At 72.4% G+C, this 17,465-nt stretch carries 18 protein-coding genes and 1 riboswitch; of the genes, 8 read left to right on the top strand and 10 right to left on the bottom strand.

Translation table 11 applies throughout. The annotated features are described in order from the left end of the window. Nucleotides 1-2 precede the first annotated feature (2 nt). Together ACVMYR_RS21875 and ACVMYR_RS21880 are read right to left on the bottom strand one after the other, a co-directional pair. Nucleotides 3-770 (bottom strand): glycerophosphodiester phosphodiesterase, encoded by a 768-nt coding sequence (locus ACVMYR_RS21875; RefSeq protein ID WP_457122594.1) that lies wholly within the window; start codon nt 768-770, stop codon nt 3-5. A gap of 79 nt (nt 771-849) precedes the next feature. Further along, complete coding sequence (locus tag ACVMYR_RS21880) at nt 850-1,623, bottom strand: lysophospholipid acyltransferase family protein (RefSeq protein WP_077940320.1); 774 nt, start codon at nt 1,621-1,623, stop codon at nt 850-852. A 189-nt stretch (nt 1,624-1,812) separates the two neighbouring features. Here ACVMYR_RS21880 and ACVMYR_RS21885 point away from each other — a divergent pair, with 189 nt between their 5' ends. Beyond that, the gene (locus ACVMYR_RS21885) at nt 1,813-3,222 is read left to right on the top strand and encodes a cytochrome ubiquinol oxidase subunit I (RefSeq protein ID WP_198956783.1); all 1,410 of its coding nucleotides are present in this window, start codon (nt 1,813-1,815) and stop codon (nt 3,220-3,222) included. Between the two features lie 14 nt (nt 3,223-3,236). Continuing rightward, on the top strand, nt 3,237-4,235 hold the full coding sequence (gene cydB, locus ACVMYR_RS21890) for a cytochrome d ubiquinol oxidase subunit II (RefSeq protein WP_457122595.1): 999 nt from the start codon (nt 3,237-3,239) through the stop codon (nt 4,233-4,235). A 96-nt stretch (nt 4,236-4,331) separates the two neighbouring features. Here the strand turns inward: cydB and ACVMYR_RS21895 are convergent, their stop codons facing one another. Both ACVMYR_RS21895 and ACVMYR_RS21900 read right to left on the bottom strand, forming a co-directional pair. Further along, entirely contained in the window at nt 4,332-5,048 is a 717-nt protein-coding gene (locus ACVMYR_RS21895) for a hypothetical protein (RefSeq protein ID WP_431896086.1), read from the bottom strand. A gap of 66 nt (nt 5,049-5,114) precedes the next feature. Next, nucleotides 5,115-5,576, bottom strand: a complete 462-nt coding sequence (locus ACVMYR_RS21900; protein ID WP_091286290.1) for a peroxiredoxin — start codon at nt 5,574-5,576, stop codon at nt 5,115-5,117. Nucleotides 5,577-5,683: 107 nt separating this feature from the next. On the opposite strand from ACVMYR_RS21900, the gene ACVMYR_RS21905 reads away from it, so the two are divergent. Further along, on the top strand, nt 5,684-6,412 hold the full coding sequence (locus ACVMYR_RS21905; RefSeq protein WP_091286253.1) for an SDR family NAD(P)-dependent oxidoreductase: 729 nt from the start codon (nt 5,684-5,686) through the stop codon (nt 6,410-6,412). Nucleotides 6,413-6,484: 72 nt separating this feature from the next. Here ACVMYR_RS21905 and ACVMYR_RS21910 read toward each other — a convergent pair whose 3' ends face one another. After that, nucleotides 6,485-6,814, bottom strand: a complete 330-nt coding sequence (locus tag ACVMYR_RS21910; protein WP_043969132.1) for a TraR/DksA family transcriptional regulator — start codon at nt 6,812-6,814, stop codon at nt 6,485-6,487. Nucleotides 6,815-7,533: 719 nt separating this feature from the next. Here ACVMYR_RS21910 and ACVMYR_RS21915 point away from each other — a divergent pair. Beyond that, nucleotides 7,534-8,541 (top strand): tyrosine-type recombinase/integrase, encoded by a 1,008-nt coding sequence (locus ACVMYR_RS21915; RefSeq protein WP_396792791.1) that lies wholly within the window; start codon nt 7,534-7,536, stop codon nt 8,539-8,541. Nucleotides 8,542-8,567: 26 nt separating this feature from the next. Beyond that, nucleotides 8,568-8,644, top strand: a riboswitch (ZMP/ZTP riboswitch). 14 nt (nt 8,645-8,658) lie between these two features. Continuing rightward, on the top strand, nt 8,659-9,543 hold the full coding sequence (locus ACVMYR_RS21920; RefSeq protein ID WP_457122596.1) for a bifunctional 5,10-methylenetetrahydrofolate dehydrogenase/5,10-methenyltetrahydrofolate cyclohydrolase: 885 nt from the start codon (nt 8,659-8,661) through the stop codon (nt 9,541-9,543). Here the strand turns inward: ACVMYR_RS21920 and ACVMYR_RS21925 are convergent. Both ACVMYR_RS21925 and ACVMYR_RS21930 read right to left on the bottom strand, forming a co-directional pair. Further along, nucleotides 9,540-10,319, bottom strand: a complete 780-nt coding sequence (locus ACVMYR_RS21925; protein ID WP_396792787.1) for an endonuclease/exonuclease/phosphatase family protein — start codon at nt 10,317-10,319, stop codon at nt 9,540-9,542. The two genes, ACVMYR_RS21920 and ACVMYR_RS21925, sit on opposite strands and share 4 nt — an antisense overlap. Nucleotides 10,320-10,495: 176 nt before the next feature. Then, nucleotides 10,496-11,107, bottom strand: coding sequence for a malonic semialdehyde reductase (locus tag ACVMYR_RS21930; RefSeq protein ID WP_457122597.1), 612 nt, complete (start codon nt 11,105-11,107; stop codon nt 10,496-10,498). Nucleotides 11,108-11,206: 99 nt separating this feature from the next. Between ACVMYR_RS21930 and ACVMYR_RS21935 the strand changes: the two genes are divergently transcribed. Continuing rightward, nucleotides 11,207-11,557, top strand: a complete 351-nt coding sequence (locus tag ACVMYR_RS21935) for a winged helix-turn-helix transcriptional regulator (protein WP_043969645.1) — start codon at nt 11,207-11,209, stop codon at nt 11,555-11,557. 8 nt (nt 11,558-11,565) lie between these two features. Next, nucleotides 11,566-12,336 (top strand): GNAT family N-acetyltransferase, encoded by a 771-nt coding sequence (locus ACVMYR_RS21940; protein WP_457122598.1) that lies wholly within the window; start codon nt 11,566-11,568, stop codon nt 12,334-12,336. A gap of 96 nt (nt 12,337-12,432) precedes the next feature. On the opposite strand, the gene def is transcribed toward ACVMYR_RS21940, so the two are convergent. Next, complete coding sequence (gene def, locus ACVMYR_RS21945) at nt 12,433-12,936, bottom strand: peptide deformylase (protein WP_077940314.1); 504 nt, start codon at nt 12,934-12,936, stop codon at nt 12,433-12,435. A 9-nt stretch (nt 12,937-12,945) separates the two neighbouring features. Next, nucleotides 12,946-14,115 carry a chorismate-binding protein gene (locus tag ACVMYR_RS21950; RefSeq protein WP_457122599.1) on the bottom strand — a complete coding sequence of 390 codons (1,170 nt, stop codon included), beginning with the start codon at nt 14,113-14,115 and terminating at the stop codon, nt 12,946-12,948. A 147-nt stretch (nt 14,116-14,262) separates the two neighbouring features. Between ACVMYR_RS21950 and ACVMYR_RS21955 the strand changes: the two genes are divergently transcribed. After that, nucleotides 14,263-14,463, top strand: coding sequence for a DUF5999 family protein (locus tag ACVMYR_RS21955; RefSeq protein ID WP_074476393.1), 201 nt, complete (start codon nt 14,263-14,265; stop codon nt 14,461-14,463). 165 nt (nt 14,464-14,628) lie between these two features. Here the strand turns inward: ACVMYR_RS21955 and gcvP are convergent, their stop codons facing one another. Then, nucleotides 14,629-17,451 carry an aminomethyl-transferring glycine dehydrogenase gene (gcvP, locus tag ACVMYR_RS21960; RefSeq protein WP_457122600.1) on the bottom strand — a complete coding sequence of 941 codons (2,823 nt, stop codon included), beginning with the start codon at nt 17,449-17,451 and terminating at the stop codon, nt 14,629-14,631. Nucleotides 17,452-17,465: the final 14 nt, after the last annotated feature.

The following is a 17,465-nucleotide window of genomic DNA, read 5'->3' on the forward strand; positions in this document are numbered from 1 at the left end:
TCTCAGGCGGCCCAGTGGCCGCGGCTGCGGTAGACGTCGCGCAGCACGCCGACGTGATCGGTCATGATGCCATCCACACCAAGATCAAGTAACTCGTGCATCTCGGCAGGTTCGTCGATCGTCCAGACGTGCACGTGCAACCCCAGCCCGTGCGCGTACGCCAGGAACCGGCGGTTGACCACCGGCAGCCGGCCGTAGCGCGGCGGCACCTGCACCGCCACCACCGACGGGTGCAGCCGCACCGGCCGTCCGTGCAGCGACGCCACCCGCAGCCGGGCCACCCCGCGCGCGCCCAGCCCCGTGGCGACCCGCCCGTGCGTGGCCGCCCGCAGCCGGGCCAGCCGGGCGTCGCTGAACGAGGCCAGCAGCACCCGGTCGCCGACGGCGACCCGATCGAGCGCGGCGACGGTCGGCGCGATCGCCCCGTCGGCCTTCACGTCGACGTTGAACCGCACCTGCGGCCACGCGCCGAGGACGTCGTCGAGGCGCGGCACCACGGCGGCCCCGCCGACGCGCACCGACGCCAGGTCAGCCCAGCGCAGATCCGCGATGCGCCCCGGCTGCCCGGTGACCCGCCGCAGGGTCGCGTCGTGGAACACCACCGCGACCCCGTCGGCGGTGGCGTGCACGTCGGTCTCGACGTACCGGTAGCCCAGGCCGACGGCGCGGGCGAACGCCTCGGCGGTGTTCTCGTCGCCGTGGGCCGCGCCGCCGCGGTGGGCGAACGCCAGCGGCGCGGGCGCGTCGAGGTAGGCGGAGGGGGAGGGCACGCCCGGCAGTATGCCCCGCCGGGGCCGACGCCGGATGACCGGCAGGTGAGCGGCCCGCCACCCCCACGCGTCAGGGGCGTCAGGGCAGCCGGCGGCGGTGCGCCCGGGAGGTGTCGACGGGACGGCCCGGGTCCACGTGGCGCGGCACGTCGGGCTCGTCGGGGCGCAGCGGCACCAGGGCGTCGGTGATCGCGTCGATGATCCGGTCGGTGACCCGCCGGGCCGCGCCCGGCGCGTCGGCGGCGACGTCGCCCAGCACTACCGGGTCGCCGAAGTGCACCCGCAGCACCGGCCGCCGCCACACCGCCCGGGCCACCGCCCGCAGCATGCCCTTCGGCGCCCGGTACGGCAGCACCTCGTGCGAGCCCCACTGGGCCACCGGCACCACGGTCGCGCCGCTGGCCAGGGCGAGCCGGGCGGTGCCCGTCTTGCCGCGCTCGGGCCACAGGCCCGGGTCCAGCCCGATGCGGCCCTCCGGATACACCAGGATCACCGACCCGGCGGCCACGGCGCACGCCGCGTCGTCCAGGGCCCGGTGCACGGCGGCGGTGCCCCGGTCGACGCGCAGGTGCCCGGCGCGGCGCATCGCCGCCCCCAGCAGCGGGGCGCGGAACAGCCCGCCGGTGGCCATGAACCGGGGGGAGACGCCGCGGGCGCGGCAGGCGGCGGCCAGCACGAGCGGGTCGAAGGGGCTCAGGTGGTTGGCGGCCAGGATCAGCGGCCCCCGGCGCAGCCCTTCGGGCACGTCGCCGGTGACCTCGAGGCGGGCCAGGGCGCCGACGACGGCGCGGGCGAGCAGTTGGGCGCCGCGCCAGATCAGGGGCGGGCGCCAGCGGGCGGTGGGCGTGTCCATCAGCGGTCGATGGTCGCACGCCCGCGCCAGGCCCGGGGGGACAGGGGAGTGCGCTGGCGGGGGCCGCCCGGCCGAGGTGATCAAGGTCATTGGTCCCGGGTCGGGTCGGGACCTCCGCCCCTGCCGGATCGTCTACGACGACGAGTAGTATCTACTACGTCTCGTAGTATGAAAGGCTGGGGGTTCCAGGTGGACGCGTTGGACGTCGCCCGCTGGCAGTTCGGTGTCACCACCGTCTACCACTTCCTGTTCGTGCCGCTGACCATCGGCCTGTCCGTACTCGTCGCCATCCTCCAGACCATGTGGCACCGCACCGGCAACGAGCGCTACCTCAAACTCACCAAGTTCTACGGAAAACTCTTCCTCATCAACTTCGCCATGGGCGTCGTCACCGGCATCGTCCAGGAATTCCAGTTCGGCATGAACTGGAGCGACTACTCCCGCTTCGTCGGCGACATCTTCGGCGCACCCCTGGCCATCGAAGCCCTCGTCGCCTTCTTCCTCGAATCCACCTTCATCGGCCTGTGGATCTTCGGCTGGGACCGACTGCCCAAACGACTACACCTCGCCGCGATCTGGGCCGCCGCCATCGGCACCAACCTGTCGGCCTACTTCATCCTCGCCGCCAACTCGTTCATGCAGAACCCCGTCGGCTTCCGGATCAACCCCGACAGCGGCCGCGCCGAACTCACCGACTTCGTCGCCGTCCTCACCAACAAGGTCGCCCTCGTCACCTTCCCGCACACCCTCGCCGGATCGTTCCTCGTCGCCGGCTCCCTCGTGACCACCGTCGGCCTCTGGCACGTCATCCGCAACCGCGGCAGCGCCGACACCGGCGCATACCGCTTCGCCACCACGTTCGGCTCCTGGGTCGTCCTGATCTCCTCGGCGCTCGTCCTGCTCACCGGCGACATCCAAGGCAAGATCATGACCGAGGTGCAGCCCATGAAGATGGCCGCCGCCGAAGGCCTCTACACCACCGAGAGCCCCGCCTCGTTCTCCGTGCTCACCGTCGGCAGCCTCGACGGCAGCCGCGAGGTCTTCGCCCTCAAGATCCCCTACCTGCTGTCGTTCCTCGGCACCGGCGACCCCAACGGCACCGTCCAGGGCATCAACGACCTCCAGGCCCAATACGCCACCCAGTACGGCCCCGGCAACTACGCCCCCATCATCCCCGTCACCTACTGGAGCTTCCGCTTCATGATCGGCTTCGGGCTCGCCGCCGCCGCGATCGCCCTCTTGGTCCTCTGGAGCCAACGCAAGGGCCGCACCCCCACCAGCCGCTGGCTCCTCCGCGCCGGCCTGGTCATGCCCGTACTGCCACTGCTGGCCAACTCCTTCGGCTGGATCTTCACCGAAATGGGCCGCCAACCCTGGATCGTCTTCGGCGAAATGCTCACCCGCAACGGCGTCTCCCGCACCGTCTCCCTCACCGAAGTCCTCACCTCCTTCACCGCCTTCACCCTCATCTACGCCACCCTCGCCGTCATCGAATTCAAACTCCTCCTCCGCTACGCCAAAGCCGGCGTACCCGAACTCAGCCCCGAACCCGAACCCACCGACGACGACACCGAGCGCCCGCTCGCCTTCGCCTACTGACCCGGAGCCCCACCGTGGAACTCACCACCATCTGGTTTCTCCTCGTCGCCGTGCTCTTCACCGGCTACTTCATCCTCGAAGGCTTCGACTTCGGCGTCGGCATGCTCCTGCCCGTCCTCGGCCGCGACGACCGCGAACGCCGCGTCCTCATCAACACCATCGGCCCCGTCTGGGACGGCAACGAGGTCTGGCTCATCACCGCCGGCGGCGCCATGTTCGCCGCCTTCCCCGAGTGGTACGCCACCCTCTTCTCCGGCTTCTACCTGCCCCTGCTGCTCATCCTGCTCGCCCTCATCGCCCGCGGCGTCGCCTTCGAATACCGCCACAAGCGCCCCGAACCCACCTGGAAACGCCGCTGGGACCAGGCCATCTTCTGGGGCTCCGCCATCCCCGCCGTCCTGTGGGGCGTCGCCTTCGCCAACATCTTCCGCGGCGTACCCCTCGACGCCGACCACGAATACGTCGGCGGCCTCACCGACCTGCTCCACCCCTACGCCCTCCTCGGCGGCCTCACCACCCTCGGCCTCTTCCTCACCCACGGCGCCGTCTTCCTCGCCCTCAAGACCACCGGCGACATCCGCCACCGCGCCCGAAACCTCGCCCTCAAACTCGGCACCGGCACCGCCGTCGTCGCCGTCGCCTTCCTCACCTGGACGCTCACCATCCGCGCCAACACCACCGCCATCGCCCTCGCCGCCGGCGCCGCCATCGCCCTCCTCGCCGGCCTCGCCGCCGCCCGCGCCCGCCGCGAAGGCTGGGCCTTCACCGGCACCGCCCTCGCCATCGCCCTCGCCGTCGCCACCCTCTTCACCGCACTCTTCCCCAACGTCATGCCCTCCACGCTGGACCCCGCCGGCACCCTCACCGCCACCAACGCCGCCTCCACCCCCTACACCCTCAAGATCATGACCTGGGTGGCGGTCATCTTCACCCCCATCGTCCTGGCCTACCAAGGCTGGACCTACTGGGTCTTCCGCAAGCGCATCGGCATCGCCCACATCCCCACCCACTGACCACCCACCCGGGGCCGGCGCGACTCCCCACGCGCCGGCCCCACACACAAAACCGCCCCCGCCGCACACAGCGACGGGGGCGGAGGACCAACACCATCAACCCGCCTCGCGCAACTCCGCCAACCGCGCCTCGATCTCCGCCAACTCCGCCCGCAACTTCTCCGCCTGCTGCTCCGCCTCCGCCCGCTCCGCCGCCAGAATCTGCTCCACCGCCTCCTGCACCCCCGGAACATCCACCAACGCCACCATCCGCAACGCCTCCGCCGGCTTCACCACATAAGGCTTCGCCAACGCCTTCGCACCCTGCTGCGCCGCCACCGTCCACTCACCATCCGCATACGCCAACGTCACCGTCAACCCCGCCGGCCCCTTCGGCTTCACCACCTTCGCCGCCTTCACCGGCCTACGCGCCGGCTTCACCTCCGCCAACTCCTGCTCCTGCTCCACCCTCGGCTCCTCCCGCCGCTGCGCCGGCACCCGCGGCGTGTCCAACACGAACTCCGGCTCCACCACCACCGGCTCAGGATCCGGCTCCGGCTGCGCCTCCACCGACACCGCAGCCGCCTTCCGACCCGCCCCCCTCGGCGCCACCGCCACATCAGCGGGGGAGAACGGCAACTCGTCACGCCCGAACCGCACCACCACGAACTCGTCCGACACCGCCGGATCCGTCAACTCCACCACCTGACCCACCTGACCAGCGATCTGACCAGCCGACGAGGTGAACACCACCCTCGGCTTCCGGCCCGCCGCCAATGCCTCCCGGATGCTCTGCACCTCGTCAGTGGACAAACCCTGGCCCGCGGCAACCATCACAACCCTCTTCCGTACACCTGTTTGATCCTGCCTTGATACCAGCCCACCCCGACACCCCGAAGATCAACCCCCCAACGCCCGCAACGCCCGATCCGCATGCTCGTTCATCCCCAACTCGCTGTGCACCACCTCCACCACCCGCCGATCCACACCGATCACGAACGTCATCCGCCGCGTACTCAACGGCCCCAACGGCAACCGCCGCAACACCCCGAACCGCCGCGCCACCACACCGTCGACATCCGACAACAACGGATAGTCGAACCCGTGCAACCGCGAAAACTCCGCCTGCCGCTCCACCGCATCCCGACTGATCCCCACCCGAGACGCACCCACCGCCGCGAACTCCGCCGCCAGATCACGGAAATGACAACTCTCCGCCGTGCAACCCCGCGTCATCGCCGCCGGATAGAAGAACAACACCACCGGCCCCGACGCCAGGAACTCCGACAACCGCCGCGACGCACCCGTCTCGTCCGGCAACTCGAAATCCTCGACCAGGTCACCGACCCGCACACCCGCCACCACAACCCCCTCGCCACGAACCGACGCCGGCAGCGTAAGCGATCACACCCGCCAACGCCCCCACCCCACCGGTAACGTCACCACCACCCCCGGGGGAGGAGCACCCGATGCAACCCGTCACCATCGTCACCGGCGGCAGCCGCGGCATCGGCGCCGCCACCGCCCGCCGCCTCGCCCACGCAGGCCACCACGTCGCCATCGCCTACCGCCGCGACCACACCGCCGCCACCGATGTCGTCGCCGACATCCAGGCCACCGGCCGAAACGCCATCGCCGTCCAGGCCGACACCACCGACCCCGACGCCGTCACCCACCTCTTCGACACCGCCGCCACCCTCGGCCCCCTCACCGGCCTGGTCAACAACGCCGGCGTCACCAGCCCCATCGGCCCCATCACCGACCTGCGCGCCGAAGACCTACGCCACGTCGTCGACGTCAACCTCATCGGGTACGTCCTCTGCGCCCAACAAGCCGCCCGCCGCCTCACCCGAGGCGGCGCCATCGTCAACGTCTCCTCCGCCGCCGCCACCCTCGGCAGCCCGGGGGAGTACGTCCACTACGCCGCCGCCAAAGCCGCCACCGACACCCTCACCATCGGCCTCGCCAAGGAACTCGCCCCCCACGGCATCCGCGTCAACGGCGTCGCCCCCGGCATCATCCGCACCGACCTGCACGCCCTCTCCGGCGCACCCGACCGCGCCGACACCGCCGCCGGCCGCATCCCACTCGGCCGCGCCGGCGAACCCGACGAGATCGCCACCGCCATCGCCTGGCTGCTCAGCCCCGAAGCCAGCTACGCCACCGGCACCGTCCTACGCGTCTCCGGCGGCCTCTGACCAGCACACCCCACCCACCGACACGGCGTGGGCCGCCACCCCAGACCGAGGTGGCGGCCCACGACACCCACGTCAGCCGGCCGACTTCTCCTGGCACGGCACGCAGAAGCGGGCGTACGGCACCACCTCCAGCCGCTGCACCGGAATCGCCCGCTCGCACCTCTCACACACGCCGTACCCACCCTCGTCGATGCGCCGCAACGCGTCGGCGACCTGCTCGACGCCGCGCCGGGCGGCCACCACCAGCGCCGCCCGGGTGTGCGCCTCGCCCGGGTCGCCCGTGTCGGCGTTGAGCTCGGTCAGTTCCCGCAGCCGCGCCGTCTGCGTGGCGAACTCGTCCGCCAGCGACACGCGGAGCTCGGCCAGCCACTGCTGGTCGACGGTGCGATGATCCAGACTCATGGTCGATCCTTCCGATCAGAAACCCGGGAACAACGAGAAACCCGGGAAAAAGAAAAAGGGCCGAAGCTCTACGGCTTCGCCCTGGCGGTCGTTTCGGGGAGGGGACCGCCGCCGGAGGGCCACGGCCGGTCGGGCTCGGCAGCCCGTACGTCACCACCGCGCTCGCCTGGCAGACGACGACCGACGCGGCCGGGACGACCGCACGGCGCGCGACGCGCGCCCGCGTCACGGACGTGACGGCGGGCGCACAGGTCGACGGCGGGTACATCGGACCAGCATAGGTTGATCATCAGGGGGAAGCCAGCGGTAATCGTCACGCCCGGCGGCGATTCGATAATTCACATTATGTCAAGTTGACCGGTCGGGGGCTCCTCCGAGAGGGGTCGAGCCGCGACCCGGCGGCGGCCGACCGCCCTTCCCCCGCCGGTGGCCGCCACCGGGCACCCGCCCCGGTCGCCGGCGGCACGCCCGCCCGGAGCCGGCGCTCATCCTCGGCGGGTCGCCCGCGCCCGCAGGCAGGGCCAACACTGCGTCCCGGCACGCCGCCAGGCCCGGCGCAGACGCCTTCGCGGCCCGTGCGGGCCGGCACCGGCCGGGTGCTCCCGACGGCAAGCGGCCCACGTTATGACCGCCTGCGGCGTCGACCGGGCCGGGCAGGGCGTCCCGCTCCCCCTCGCGGCGGGTCGCCGCGAACCCGAGAATCATGCATAATATCCCTTATGCATGACAAACAGGACGAATCAGTGACGAGCCTCGTCGAGGAGTTCCTGACCGCCCTGGCGACGCGCAAGCCGTCCCCGCACACCCTCGCGGCGTACCGGCGGGACCTGCGGGCGGTGGCGGCGCTGGCAGCGGAGGTCGTCACCCCGGCCCTACCGGCCGAGGCGCTGGACGTCGCCGCCCTCTCCCCCAGGGTCATGCGGGCCGCGTTCGCCCGGTTCGCCGCGCCCCGCGCGGTGGCGTCGGTGCACCGTGCCTGGTCGACGTGGAACAGCTTCTTCTCGTTCCTGGTGGCGGAGGGCGTGGTGGCGGGCAACCCGATGCCGGCGGTGGGCCGTCCCCGCGCCCCGCTCCCCCAGCCCAAGCCGCTGCGCGGTGAGGACACCCCGGAGCAGCTGCTCGCGGCGGTGTCCCGGGAGGACGGCCGGCAGCGTGATCCGTGGCCGGAGCGGGACGTGGCGGTGTTGGCGTTGGCGCTGTGTGCGGGGCTGCGCCTGGCGGAGTTGTTGGCGCTGCGGGTGGCGTCGCTGGCGGGGCGGCCGGGTGAGCGTCGGGTGGAGGTGGCGGGCAAGGGGGGTCGGCCGCGGGTGGTGCCGGTCGAGCCGGAGCTGGACGGGGTGCTGGTGGCGTATCTGGAGAGTCGGGCGCGGCGGTTCGGGTCGCGGTCGGTGCGGCCGGAGTCGCCGTTGCTGGTGGATCGGCAGGGTGAGCCGTTGCGGCGGGGTGGGTTGCAGTATCTGGTGGAGTCCTGTTATCGGCGGGCGGGGGTGGCCGATCGGGTGCCGCGGGGGGCGCGGTTGCACGCGTTGCGGCACACGTTCGCGACGCGGTTGGCGGAGGACGGGGCGAGCGCGGCGGAGATCATGCGGTTGTTGGGGCATGCGTCGTTGGCGTCGTCGCAGACGTATATCGAGGTGACGGCGGGTCAGCAGCGGGCGGCGGTGCGGTCGAACCGTACGAATCGGGTGTTGGGGGGGTTGGTGGCGGCGCGGGGGGACGTGGGGTGAGGGGTGGGTGGGGCAGGATGGGGTGGTACGCGACTGGCGGCACCGGGGATGGGCTTGACCATCGGGGAGCTCGTCGTGGGGGTCGTCCGCCTGGGCCCCTGCGGGCGGGGTGGTGTCATGTCCTCTTCCGTGGATTCCGTGGGTGTGGCTCGGTTGTTGCCGGGTGGGCCGGTGGCGGATCGGGTGTTGGGTGAGGTGGCGGCGGAGGTCGTCGCGTTGCGGGCGGCGGGGGTGACGCCGTCGTTGGCGACGGTGTTGGTCGGTGACGACGATGCGAGTGTCGGGTACATCCGGATCAAGCAGCGGCTGGCGGCGGAGTTGGGGTTCGTGTCGCCGCATGTGCGGTTGCCGGCGTCGGCGTCGCAGGTGGATCTGCATCGGGTGATCGAGGATTTCAATGCCGACCGTGGGGTGCACGGGGTGTTGGTGCAGCATCCGGTTCCGGGTGGGCTGGATTACGGGCGGGCGTTGCAGGTGCTGGATCCGGACAAGGATGTGGATGGGATGCATCCGGTGAGTCTGGGGCGGTTGGCGTTGGGGTTGCCGGGGCCGGTGCCGTGTACGCCGGCGGGGATCGAGGCGTTGTTGGCGTTTCACGGGGTGTCGGTGGCGGGCCGGGAGGTGGTGGTGCTGGGTCGGGGTGCGACGTTGGGGCGGCCGTTGGCGATGTTGTTGGCGCAGAAGCGGGCGACGGCGAATGCGGCGGTGACGGTGGTGCACACGGGGGTGGCGGATTGGCCGCGGTTTGCGCGTCGGGCGGAGGTGTTGGTGGCGGCTGCGGGGGTGCCGGGGATCGTGCGGCCGGAGCATGTGCGGCCGGGTGCGGTGGTGGTGGGTGGTGGGGTGCGGTATGCGGGGCGGCGGTTGTTGCCGGATGTGGATCCGTCGTGTGCGCGGGTGGCGGGGGCGATCACGCCGCGGGTGGGTGGGGTGGGTCCGACGACGGTGGCGATGTTGTTTCGTAATGCGGTGGGGGCGGTGCGGCGGGCGGTGGGTGGTTAGCCGAGGTCGACGAGGAGGGGGCGGTGGTCGGAGATGGTGGAGAGGGGGGTGGCGGTGGCGGTGACGGGTGGTAGTCGGTGGCGGAGGTGGCGGTCGGCGAGGATGTGGTCGAGTTGGATGCGGGGGTGGGTGGCGGGGTAGGTGGGGCGGCGGGCGAGGGGGGTCCAGCCGGAGATGAGGCGGGCGGGGGTGGCGGGGAGGTTGAGGTCGCCGAGGAGGATGCGGGGGGCGGGTAGGGCGCGGAGTGCGCGGACGGTTTGGCGGAGTTGGTGGGCGTTCCAGCCGGGGACGAAGGAGAGGTGGGTGGCGGCGACGGTGATGTCGCCGTGGGGGGTGTCGAGGACGGCGGCGAGGACGACGCGGGGTTCGTCCTGTAGGAGGAGGAGGCCGCCGTCGGGTCCGGGGATGTAGACGGGTGAGCGGACGGGGGCGGGTTTGAGGCGGGTGACCTGCCAGGTGCGTACGGGGTGGCGGGTGATGAGGCCGATGCCGTAGCGGGGTTCGCCGTGTCCGTCGTCGTCGTGGCGGAGGGGGCGGAAGTGTTCGCCGGGGGTGCCGACGAGGGCGGCGGCGAAGCGGTGTTCGGGTGCGTGGAGGGCGTGGGCGGCGATGGTGGTGAGGTCGTGGTTGCCGCTGCGGGTTTGGTCGCGGTCGACTTCTTGCAGGGCGAGGACGTCGGCGTCGAGGGCGGCGACGGCGGCGGTGAGTCGGTGTGGGTCGACGAGTCCGTCGGTGAGGGATCGGCCGTGGAGCAGGTTGAAGGTGGCCAGGCGCACTCTGTGCAGCCTACGTGGGTGAGGGGAGGGTGGTGGGGTGCTGAGGATGTTGGTGTGTTCGATGGTGGTGTTCGTGGTGGTGGGTTGGGTGGGTGTGTGGTTGCGGCGGCGTCGGGGGTTGTGAGGGTGGTGCCGGGCCGGCGTGCGGTGGGCGCGCGCCGGCCCGGTGGGGTGGGTCAGGCGTGGCGGACGACGTCGTCGTAGTCGAGGCGGGGCAGGCGGGGGAACCAGGCGTCGGGGCCGGGCTTGCCGATGTTGACGACGAGCAGGGAGCGCCAGCTGCTGTCGGTGAAGAATTCGCGGTCGACGCCGGCGGCGTCGAAGCCGGCCATGGGTCCGGCGGCGAGGCCGGCGGCGCGGACGGCGAGGAGCCAGTAGGCGATCTGCAGGGTGGCGTTGAAGCGGGCCATGGTGTCGCGGGCGGCGGGGTCGGCGGCGAGGCCGTCGCGCAGTTCGGGGCGGATGGGGAAGATGCGGGGGATGTGGTCGTGGAAGTCGGTGTCGGCGGCGAGGACGGCGACGACGGGGGCGTTGGCGGTCTTGGTGCGGTTGCCTTCGGCCATGTGGGTGAGGAGGCGGTCGCGGGCGTCGCCGGGGCGGATGTAGAGGACGCGGAGGGGTTGGGTGTTGGCGGCGGTGGGTGGGTACTTGGCGAGGTCGAAGATGGCGCGCAGGTGTTCGTCGGTGACGGGTTCGTCGGTGAAGGTGTTGGCGGTGCGGGCGTCGGTGAAGAGTTGGGCTTGGGCGTCGGGGTGGAGGGTGATCAGGGGCGTGGTCGTGTCGGTCATGGTGTCCTCCTGGGGTGTGGGGTTGTTGCTGCGCCTACGGTAGCAGCTAGCTTTTTCGAAGCTGCTGTGGTCGTGGTGGATGCCACGTATCCTGGGGTCATGACGCTGCGCTCCCCCGCCGACGAGGCTCCCCGTGTGTGTGACCGGGGTCTGACGCGGGCGTTCGCGTTCCTGGGCAAGCGGTGGAACGGGGTGTTGCTGGGGACGCTGGGGCTGGGGCCGGCGGGGTTCGCGGAGTTGGCGCGGGCGTTGCCGGGGATCAGCGAGTCGGTGTTGTCGGACCGGTTGGGTGAGTTGGTGCGGGTGGGGTTGGTCAGTCGCACGGTGCGGGAGGGTCCGCCGGTGGGGGTCAGTTACGAGCTGACGGAGCGGGGTGCGGCGGTGTTGCCGGCGTTGGACGCGTTGGCGCGGTGGGCGCACGAGAATCTGCCGGCCGAGGGGTGCCGCTGAGCGGGTTGGTGCGTGCCGAGCACGACCGTGGGTTGTTGGGTCGGCTGCTGGGTCGGGATCCGGCGTTGCACGCGTACGAGTTGGGTGATCTCGACGACTTCTTCTGGCCGTACACGTCGTGGTTTCGTCGTGGTGGGCAGGTGGCGTTGCTGTATCACGGTGCGGTGCCGCCGACGCTGTTGGCGTTCGCCGGGCCGGGTGGGCGGGCGGAGTTGGCGGGGCTGTTGGCGGATCTGACGCCGGTGTTGCCGGCGCGGCTGCACGCGCATCTGTCGCCGGGTCTGGTGGCGGCGGTGGGTGGCGGGTTCGACGTCGGTGGTGGCGTGGGGCACGTGAAGATGGCGTTGACGGATCGGGCCCGGTTGGCGGGGGTGGTGGCCGAGGGGCGGCCGTTGACGGTGGCGGACCTGCCGGAGTTGCGGGGTCTGTACGCGGCGGCGTATCCGGGGAACTGGTTCGACGCGCGGATGCTCGACACGGGCCGGTACGTGGGGGTGCGTCGGGGTGGTGCGCTGGTCGCGGTGGCGGGGGTGCACGTGTATTCGCCGACGTGGCAGGTGGCGGCGTTGGGGAACGTGACGACGCATCCGGGGTTTCGGGGGCGGGGGCTGGGTGCGGCGGTGGTGGCGGCGTTGTGTGGGCGGTTGGTCGGTGAGGTGGAGCATGTGACGTTGAACGTGCGGGGTGACAACGTGGCGGCGTTGCGCCTGTACCGGGGGTTGGGGTTCACGGCGGTGGCGGAGTACGGGGAGTACACGTTGACGGCCCGGTTGGGCTGAGGGCGGTGGCGGTCGGTCGGCGACAACGCCGCGATGACGCCCCGCCCCGCCCGGTCGCGGTTCGCGGGTGGCGCCGGTGTGTCGACCGGGCGGCGGTCAGCGGCGGGGTGTGTCGAAGCGGCCGGCGCGGATTTCGCGCAGGGCCTTGCGTCGGGTGTCGCCGCGCAGGGTGTCGACGTAGAGGCGGCCGTGGAGGTGGTCGGTCTCGTGTTGCAGGGCGCGGGCGAGGAATCCGCTGCCGGAGATGGTGAGTGGTTCGCCGTGCTGGTCGAAGCCGTGTGCGGTGGCGTGCAGGGCGCGGGGGGTCGGGAAGTAGAGGCCGGGGATGGACAGGCAGCCCTCGTCGTCGTCCTGGGTGTCGTCGGACAGTTCCAGGGTGGGGTTGATCATGTGGCCGCGGTGGCCGTCGGCGTCGTAGACGAAGACCTGGGCGGGTACGCCGATCTGGTTGGCGGCGACGCCGGCGCGGCCGGGGGCGCCGAGGAGGGTGTCCATGAGGTCGGTGACCAGGGCGCGGAGGTCGGCGTCGAAGGTGGTGACCGGCTCGCAGGCGGCGCGTAGCACCGGGTCGCCGATGATCCGGATGGGCCGCATCGTCATGTGATCAGGTTATCGGTTGGTGAGGGCGGCGCGGACGGGGTGGGCCTTGGCGGCGGCTTCGGCTACTTCGGCGTCGGGGTCGCTGTCCCAGGTGATGCCGCCGCCGGCCCAGGTGTGCAGGTGGTGGGCGTCGGCGGCGGCGGTGCGGATGGTGAGGCCGAGGTCGAGGTGGCCGGGGGCGATCCAGCCGAGGGCGCCCATGGCGGCGCCGCGGCCGACGGGTTCGCAGGTGGCGATGACGTCGCAGGCGGCGAGTTTGGGTGCGCCGGTGACGGAGCCGCCGGGGCAGATGGCGTGGAGCAGGTCGGCGAGGCCGAGGCCGTCGGCGGGGGCGGCGGAGACGGTGGATTCGGCCTGCCACAGGTCGCACCAGCGGCGTACGGCGAACAGTTCGTCGACGGTGACGGTGCCGGTGGCGGCGACGCGGGCGAGGTCGTTGCGTTCCAGGTCGACGATCATGATGTGTTCGGCGCGTTCCTTGGCGGAGGTGAGCAGTTCGGTGCGGCCGGCGGGGGTGGCGGGGCGGGTGCCTTTGATGGGGCGGGTGACGAGGCGGCCGGCTTCGACGGCGATGAGGGTTTCCGGGGAGGCGCAGCCGATGGCCCAGCCGGGGCCGTGCAGGGTGCCGCCGTAGCGGGCGCCGGGTAGGCGGGCGAGTCGGGCGAGGGCGGGGTGGGGGTTGCCGGTGTAGGGGGCGGCGGCGTGGCCGACGAGGTTGGTCTGGTAGACGTCGCCGCGGCCGATGGCGGCGCGGACGGTGGTGACGGCGGCGGCGTGTTGGTGGGGGGTCCAGCTGGGGGTCCAGTCGCCGACCCACCAGGTGGTGTCGGGTGGTGGTGGTCCGGTGGGGTCGGTGGCGGTGTGGTCGTAGACGACGATGGCGAGGTCGGGCAGGGCGGGGGCGGGGGTGGGTGCGCCGGGTGCGGCGGCGGTCATGGTGGCGGCTGCGGCGGCGGAGAGGTAGAGGGCGGCGCCGCAGGGGCCGTCGGGGCGGTGGGTGGCGGGGCGGGTGAGGTCGTCGGCGCCGAGGCCGTGGGCGGTGAGGAAGTCCTGGGCGAGGGCGGCGGGGTCGCCGCCGTCGGTGAGGCGCCATTCGAGGCGGTCGCGTTCGGCGAGGCGGTCGCGGCAGTGCGCGGGGGCGGCGGGGGCGTCGACCCGCCTCAGTGGGAGCGCTTCCACGCCGTCCGGCCCATTCCGCCTCGTCCGTTCAGTGGATTTCCCGGCAACATGGCGTGAACCTGCTCGATGCGGCTCACTGTAGCTTGGTACTGTGCGTCACTGGTCATGTGAACCATGACACAGTGCCCCCACAGTCCGGAGAACCCGATGTGCCAGCACCAACCCACCTGCCCCTCCGCCGAAGCGACCGACCGGGAAGCCGCCCGGATCCTCGCCTGCTTCCCTGAGCAGGGCTGGAGCCTGCTCTGCAACGGTGTCATCGTTTTCGAGGACACCGGCGAGCTTCTTCCCGACGGCAGCACCATCGCCCCCCACCGCGGCCCCGCCCGACACGCCCTCGTGGCCTGACCGTTCACCCAGCGTCAACCTGACGCACACGTCGACCTCAGGCTAGTCCCCGCTGTCGGGGCCGCCCTCCCCAGGTCGACGCACCGGCCGGGGCGGCCACGTGCACCGCCCCGGCGTCGCGCGCAGGTCCTCGAACCGCGCCACTGCCCCGCGCGCCCGCGGCGCTCAGTCCTCGAACGCCTCCGGCGCCGGACACGAGCAGACCAGGTTCCGGTCGCCGTACGCGCCGTCGACGCGCCGCACCGGCGGCCAGTACTTCCCGGCCCGGTCCACGCCCACCGGGTAGCCACCCACCGACCGTGGATACGGGTGCGGCCACTCGTCGGCCGACACCATCGCCGCCGTGTGCGGCGCGTTGGCCAGGGGGTTGTCGCCGGCCGGCCACCGCCCCGACGCCACCGCGTCGATCTCCGCGCGGATGGCGATCATGGCGTCGCAGAACCGGTCCAGCTCGGCCAGGTCCTCGCTCTCGGTCGGCTCCACCATCAGCGTTCCCGCCACCGGGAACGACATCGTCGGCGCGTGGAACCCGTAGTCGATGAGCCGCTTGGCCACGTCGTCGACGCTGATCCCCGCCGCCTTCGTCACCGGCCGCAGGTCCAGGATGCACTCGTGCGCCACCAGGCCCTTGTTGCCCGCGTACAGCACCGGGAAATGCTCCCGCAGCCGCGCCGCCACGTAGTTCGCGGCGAGCACCGCCACCCCCGTGGCCCGGGTCAGGCCCGCCGCGCCCATCATCCGCAGGTACGCCCACGGGATCGGCAGGATCCCCGCCGACCCGTACCGGGCGGCCGAGATCACCGGCCGGCCGTCGCCGCCGTCGCCGCACGGGTCGCCGGGCAGGAACGGGGCCAGGTGCTGCCGCACCGCCACCGGCCCCACCCCCGGCCCGCCACCGCCGTGCGGAATGCAGAACGTCTTGTGCAGGTTGAGGTGCGACACGTCCGCGCCGAACCGGCCCGGCTTGGCGAACCCGACGAGGGCGTTGAGGTTCGCCCCGTCGACGTACACCTGGCCGCCGGCGTCGTGGACCTTCGCGCACAACTGCGCGATGCCCGTCTCGTACACCCCGTGCGTCGACGGGTACGTCACCATGATCGCCGCGAGCGCGTCCCGGTGCTTGTCGATCTTCGCGTCGAGGTCGACCAGGTCGACGTTGCCGTCGTCGTCGCAGCCCACCACGACCACCCGCATCCCCGCCATCACCGCCGACGCGGCGTTCGTGCCGTGCGCCGACGACGGGATCAGGCACACGTCGCGGTGCCCCTGCCCCCGGTCGGCGTGGTAGGCGCGGATCGCCAGCAGCCCCGCCAGCTCCCCCTGCGACCCGGCGTTGGGCTGCACGCTGACCGCGTCGTAGCCGGTCACCTCCGCCAGCCACCCCTCCAACTGGGCGATCAGCTCGCGGTAGCCGGCCGTCTGCGACGGCGGCGCGAACGGGTGCACGTGGGCGAACTCCGCCCAGCTCACCGGCTCCATCTCCGTGGTCGCGTTCAGCTTCATCGTGCACGAGCCCAGCGGGATCATGCCCCGGTCCAGGGCGTAGTCGAAGTCCGCCAGTCGCCGCAGGTAGCGCAGCATCGCCGTCTCGGAGCGGTGCGCGCCGAACACCGGGTGGGTCAGGAACGCCGACGTGCGCGCCAACCCCGCCGGCCACGCCGCGTCGACGGCGCCGTCGAACGCGGGCACCCCGAACGCCGCCCACACCGCCGCCAGGTGCGCCGCGGTGGTCGTCTCGTCGCACGAGACCCCCACCCGGTCGGCGTCGACCAGCCGCAGGTTCACCCCCCGCCGCTGCGCGTCGGCGACCACCTCAGCGGCGCGGCCCGGCACGGTCGCCACGACCGTGTCGAAGAACGCGACGTCCGCGACGCCCACCCCGCCCGCGCGCAACCCGGCCGCGAGCCGCGCCGCCATGGCGTGGGTACGCCGCGCGATCTGCCGCAGCCCGTCGGGGCCGTGGTAGACGGCGTACATGCCGGCCATCACCGCCAGGAGCACCTGCGCGGTGCAGATGTTGCTGGTCGCCCTCTCCCGCCGGATGTGCTGCTCGCGGGTCTGCAACGCCAGCCGGTACGCCGGGTTGCCGGCGGCGTCGCGGGACACCCCGACGAGCCGGCCGGGCAGCATCCGCTCCAGGCCGGCGCGCACCGCCAGGTAGCCGGCGTGCGGGCCGCCGAAGCCCATCGGCACCCCGAACCGTTGGGTGGTGCCGGCGGCGATGTCCGCGCCGATCTCCCCCGGCGCGCGCAGCAGCGTCAACGCCAGCAGGTCCGCCGCCACCGTCACCAGCGCACCGGCCGCGTGGGCCGCCTCGACCAGCGGCGTGTGGTCGCGTACGGCCCCCGACGCCCCCGGGTACTGCAGGTGCAGGCCGAAGAACTCCCCCGGCAGGTCGTCGGCGTCCAGGTCCACCACCCGCACCTCGATGCCCAACGGCTGCGCCCGGCTGGTGATCACGGCGACGGTCTGCGGCAACGCGTCGGCGTCGACCACGTACACCCCGCTGCGGGACTTCGACGCCCGCCGGGCCAGGGTCATCGCCTCCGCCGCGGCCGTGGCCTCGTCGAGCATCGACGCGTTCGCCGTGGCCAGCCCCGTCAGGTCCGTCACCATCGTCTGGAAGTTCAGCAGCGCCTCCAGCCGGCCCTGGCTGATCTCCGGCTGGTACGGCGTGTACGCCGTGTACCAGGCCGGGTTCTCCAGCACGTTGCGGCGGATCACCGCCGGGGTGTGCGTGCCGTGGTACCCCAAGCCGATCATGGACGCGGCGACGGTGTTGCGGCCGGCGATCTCGCGCAGCTGCGCGAGGGCGTCGTGTTCGCTGGCCGGCTCCGGCAGGTCCAGGGTGCCGTGCCAGCGGATCACCTCGGGGATCGCCGCGTCCATCAGCTCGTCGATCGAGTCGTAGCCGACGACGTCGAGCATGCGGCGCTCGTCGTCGCCGTCGGGGCCGATGTGGCGGGCGGCGAACTGCTCTGCGGTCATGGGCGGCGCTCCCC

This window comes from Micromonospora sp. PTRAS2, from assembly GCF_054052245.1.

Bases quoted from the DNA above. Each gene is read 5' to 3' on its own strand.
- ACVMYR_RS21880 (WP_077940320.1), bottom strand. From the start codon at position 1,623: ATGGACACGCCCACCGCCCGCTGGCGCCCGCCCCTGATCTGGCGCGGC.
- ACVMYR_RS21895 (WP_431896086.1), bottom strand. From the start codon at position 5,048: ATGGTTGCCGCGGGCCAGGGTTTGTCCACTGACGAGGTGCAGAGCATC.
- ACVMYR_RS21905 (WP_091286253.1), top strand. From the start codon at position 5,684: ATGCAACCCGTCACCATCGTCACCGGCGGCAGCCGCGGCATCGGCGCC.
- ACVMYR_RS21910 (WP_043969132.1), bottom strand. From the start codon at position 6,814: ATGAGTCTGGATCATCGCACCGTCGACCAGCAGTGGCTGGCCGAGCTC.
- ACVMYR_RS21915 (WP_396792791.1), top strand. From the start codon at position 7,534: ATGCATGACAAACAGGACGAATCAGTGACGAGCCTCGTCGAGGAGTTC.
- ACVMYR_RS21920 (WP_457122596.1), top strand. From the start codon at position 8,659: ATGTCCTCTTCCGTGGATTCCGTGGGTGTGGCTCGGTTGTTGCCGGGT.
- ACVMYR_RS21930 (WP_457122597.1), bottom strand. From the start codon at position 11,107: ATGACCGACACGACCACGCCCCTGATCACCCTCCACCCCGACGCCCAA.
- ACVMYR_RS21935 (WP_043969645.1), top strand. From the start codon at position 11,207: ATGACGCTGCGCTCCCCCGCCGACGAGGCTCCCCGTGTGTGTGACCGG.
- def (WP_077940314.1), bottom strand. From the start codon at position 12,936: ATGACGATGCGGCCCATCCGGATCATCGGCGACCCGGTGCTACGCGCC.
- ACVMYR_RS21955 (WP_074476393.1), top strand. From the start codon at position 14,263: ATGTGCCAGCACCAACCCACCTGCCCCTCCGCCGAAGCGACCGACCGG.
- gcvP (WP_457122600.1), bottom strand. From the start codon at position 17,451: ATGACCGCAGAGCAGTTCGCCGCCCGCCACATCGGCCCCGACGGCGAC.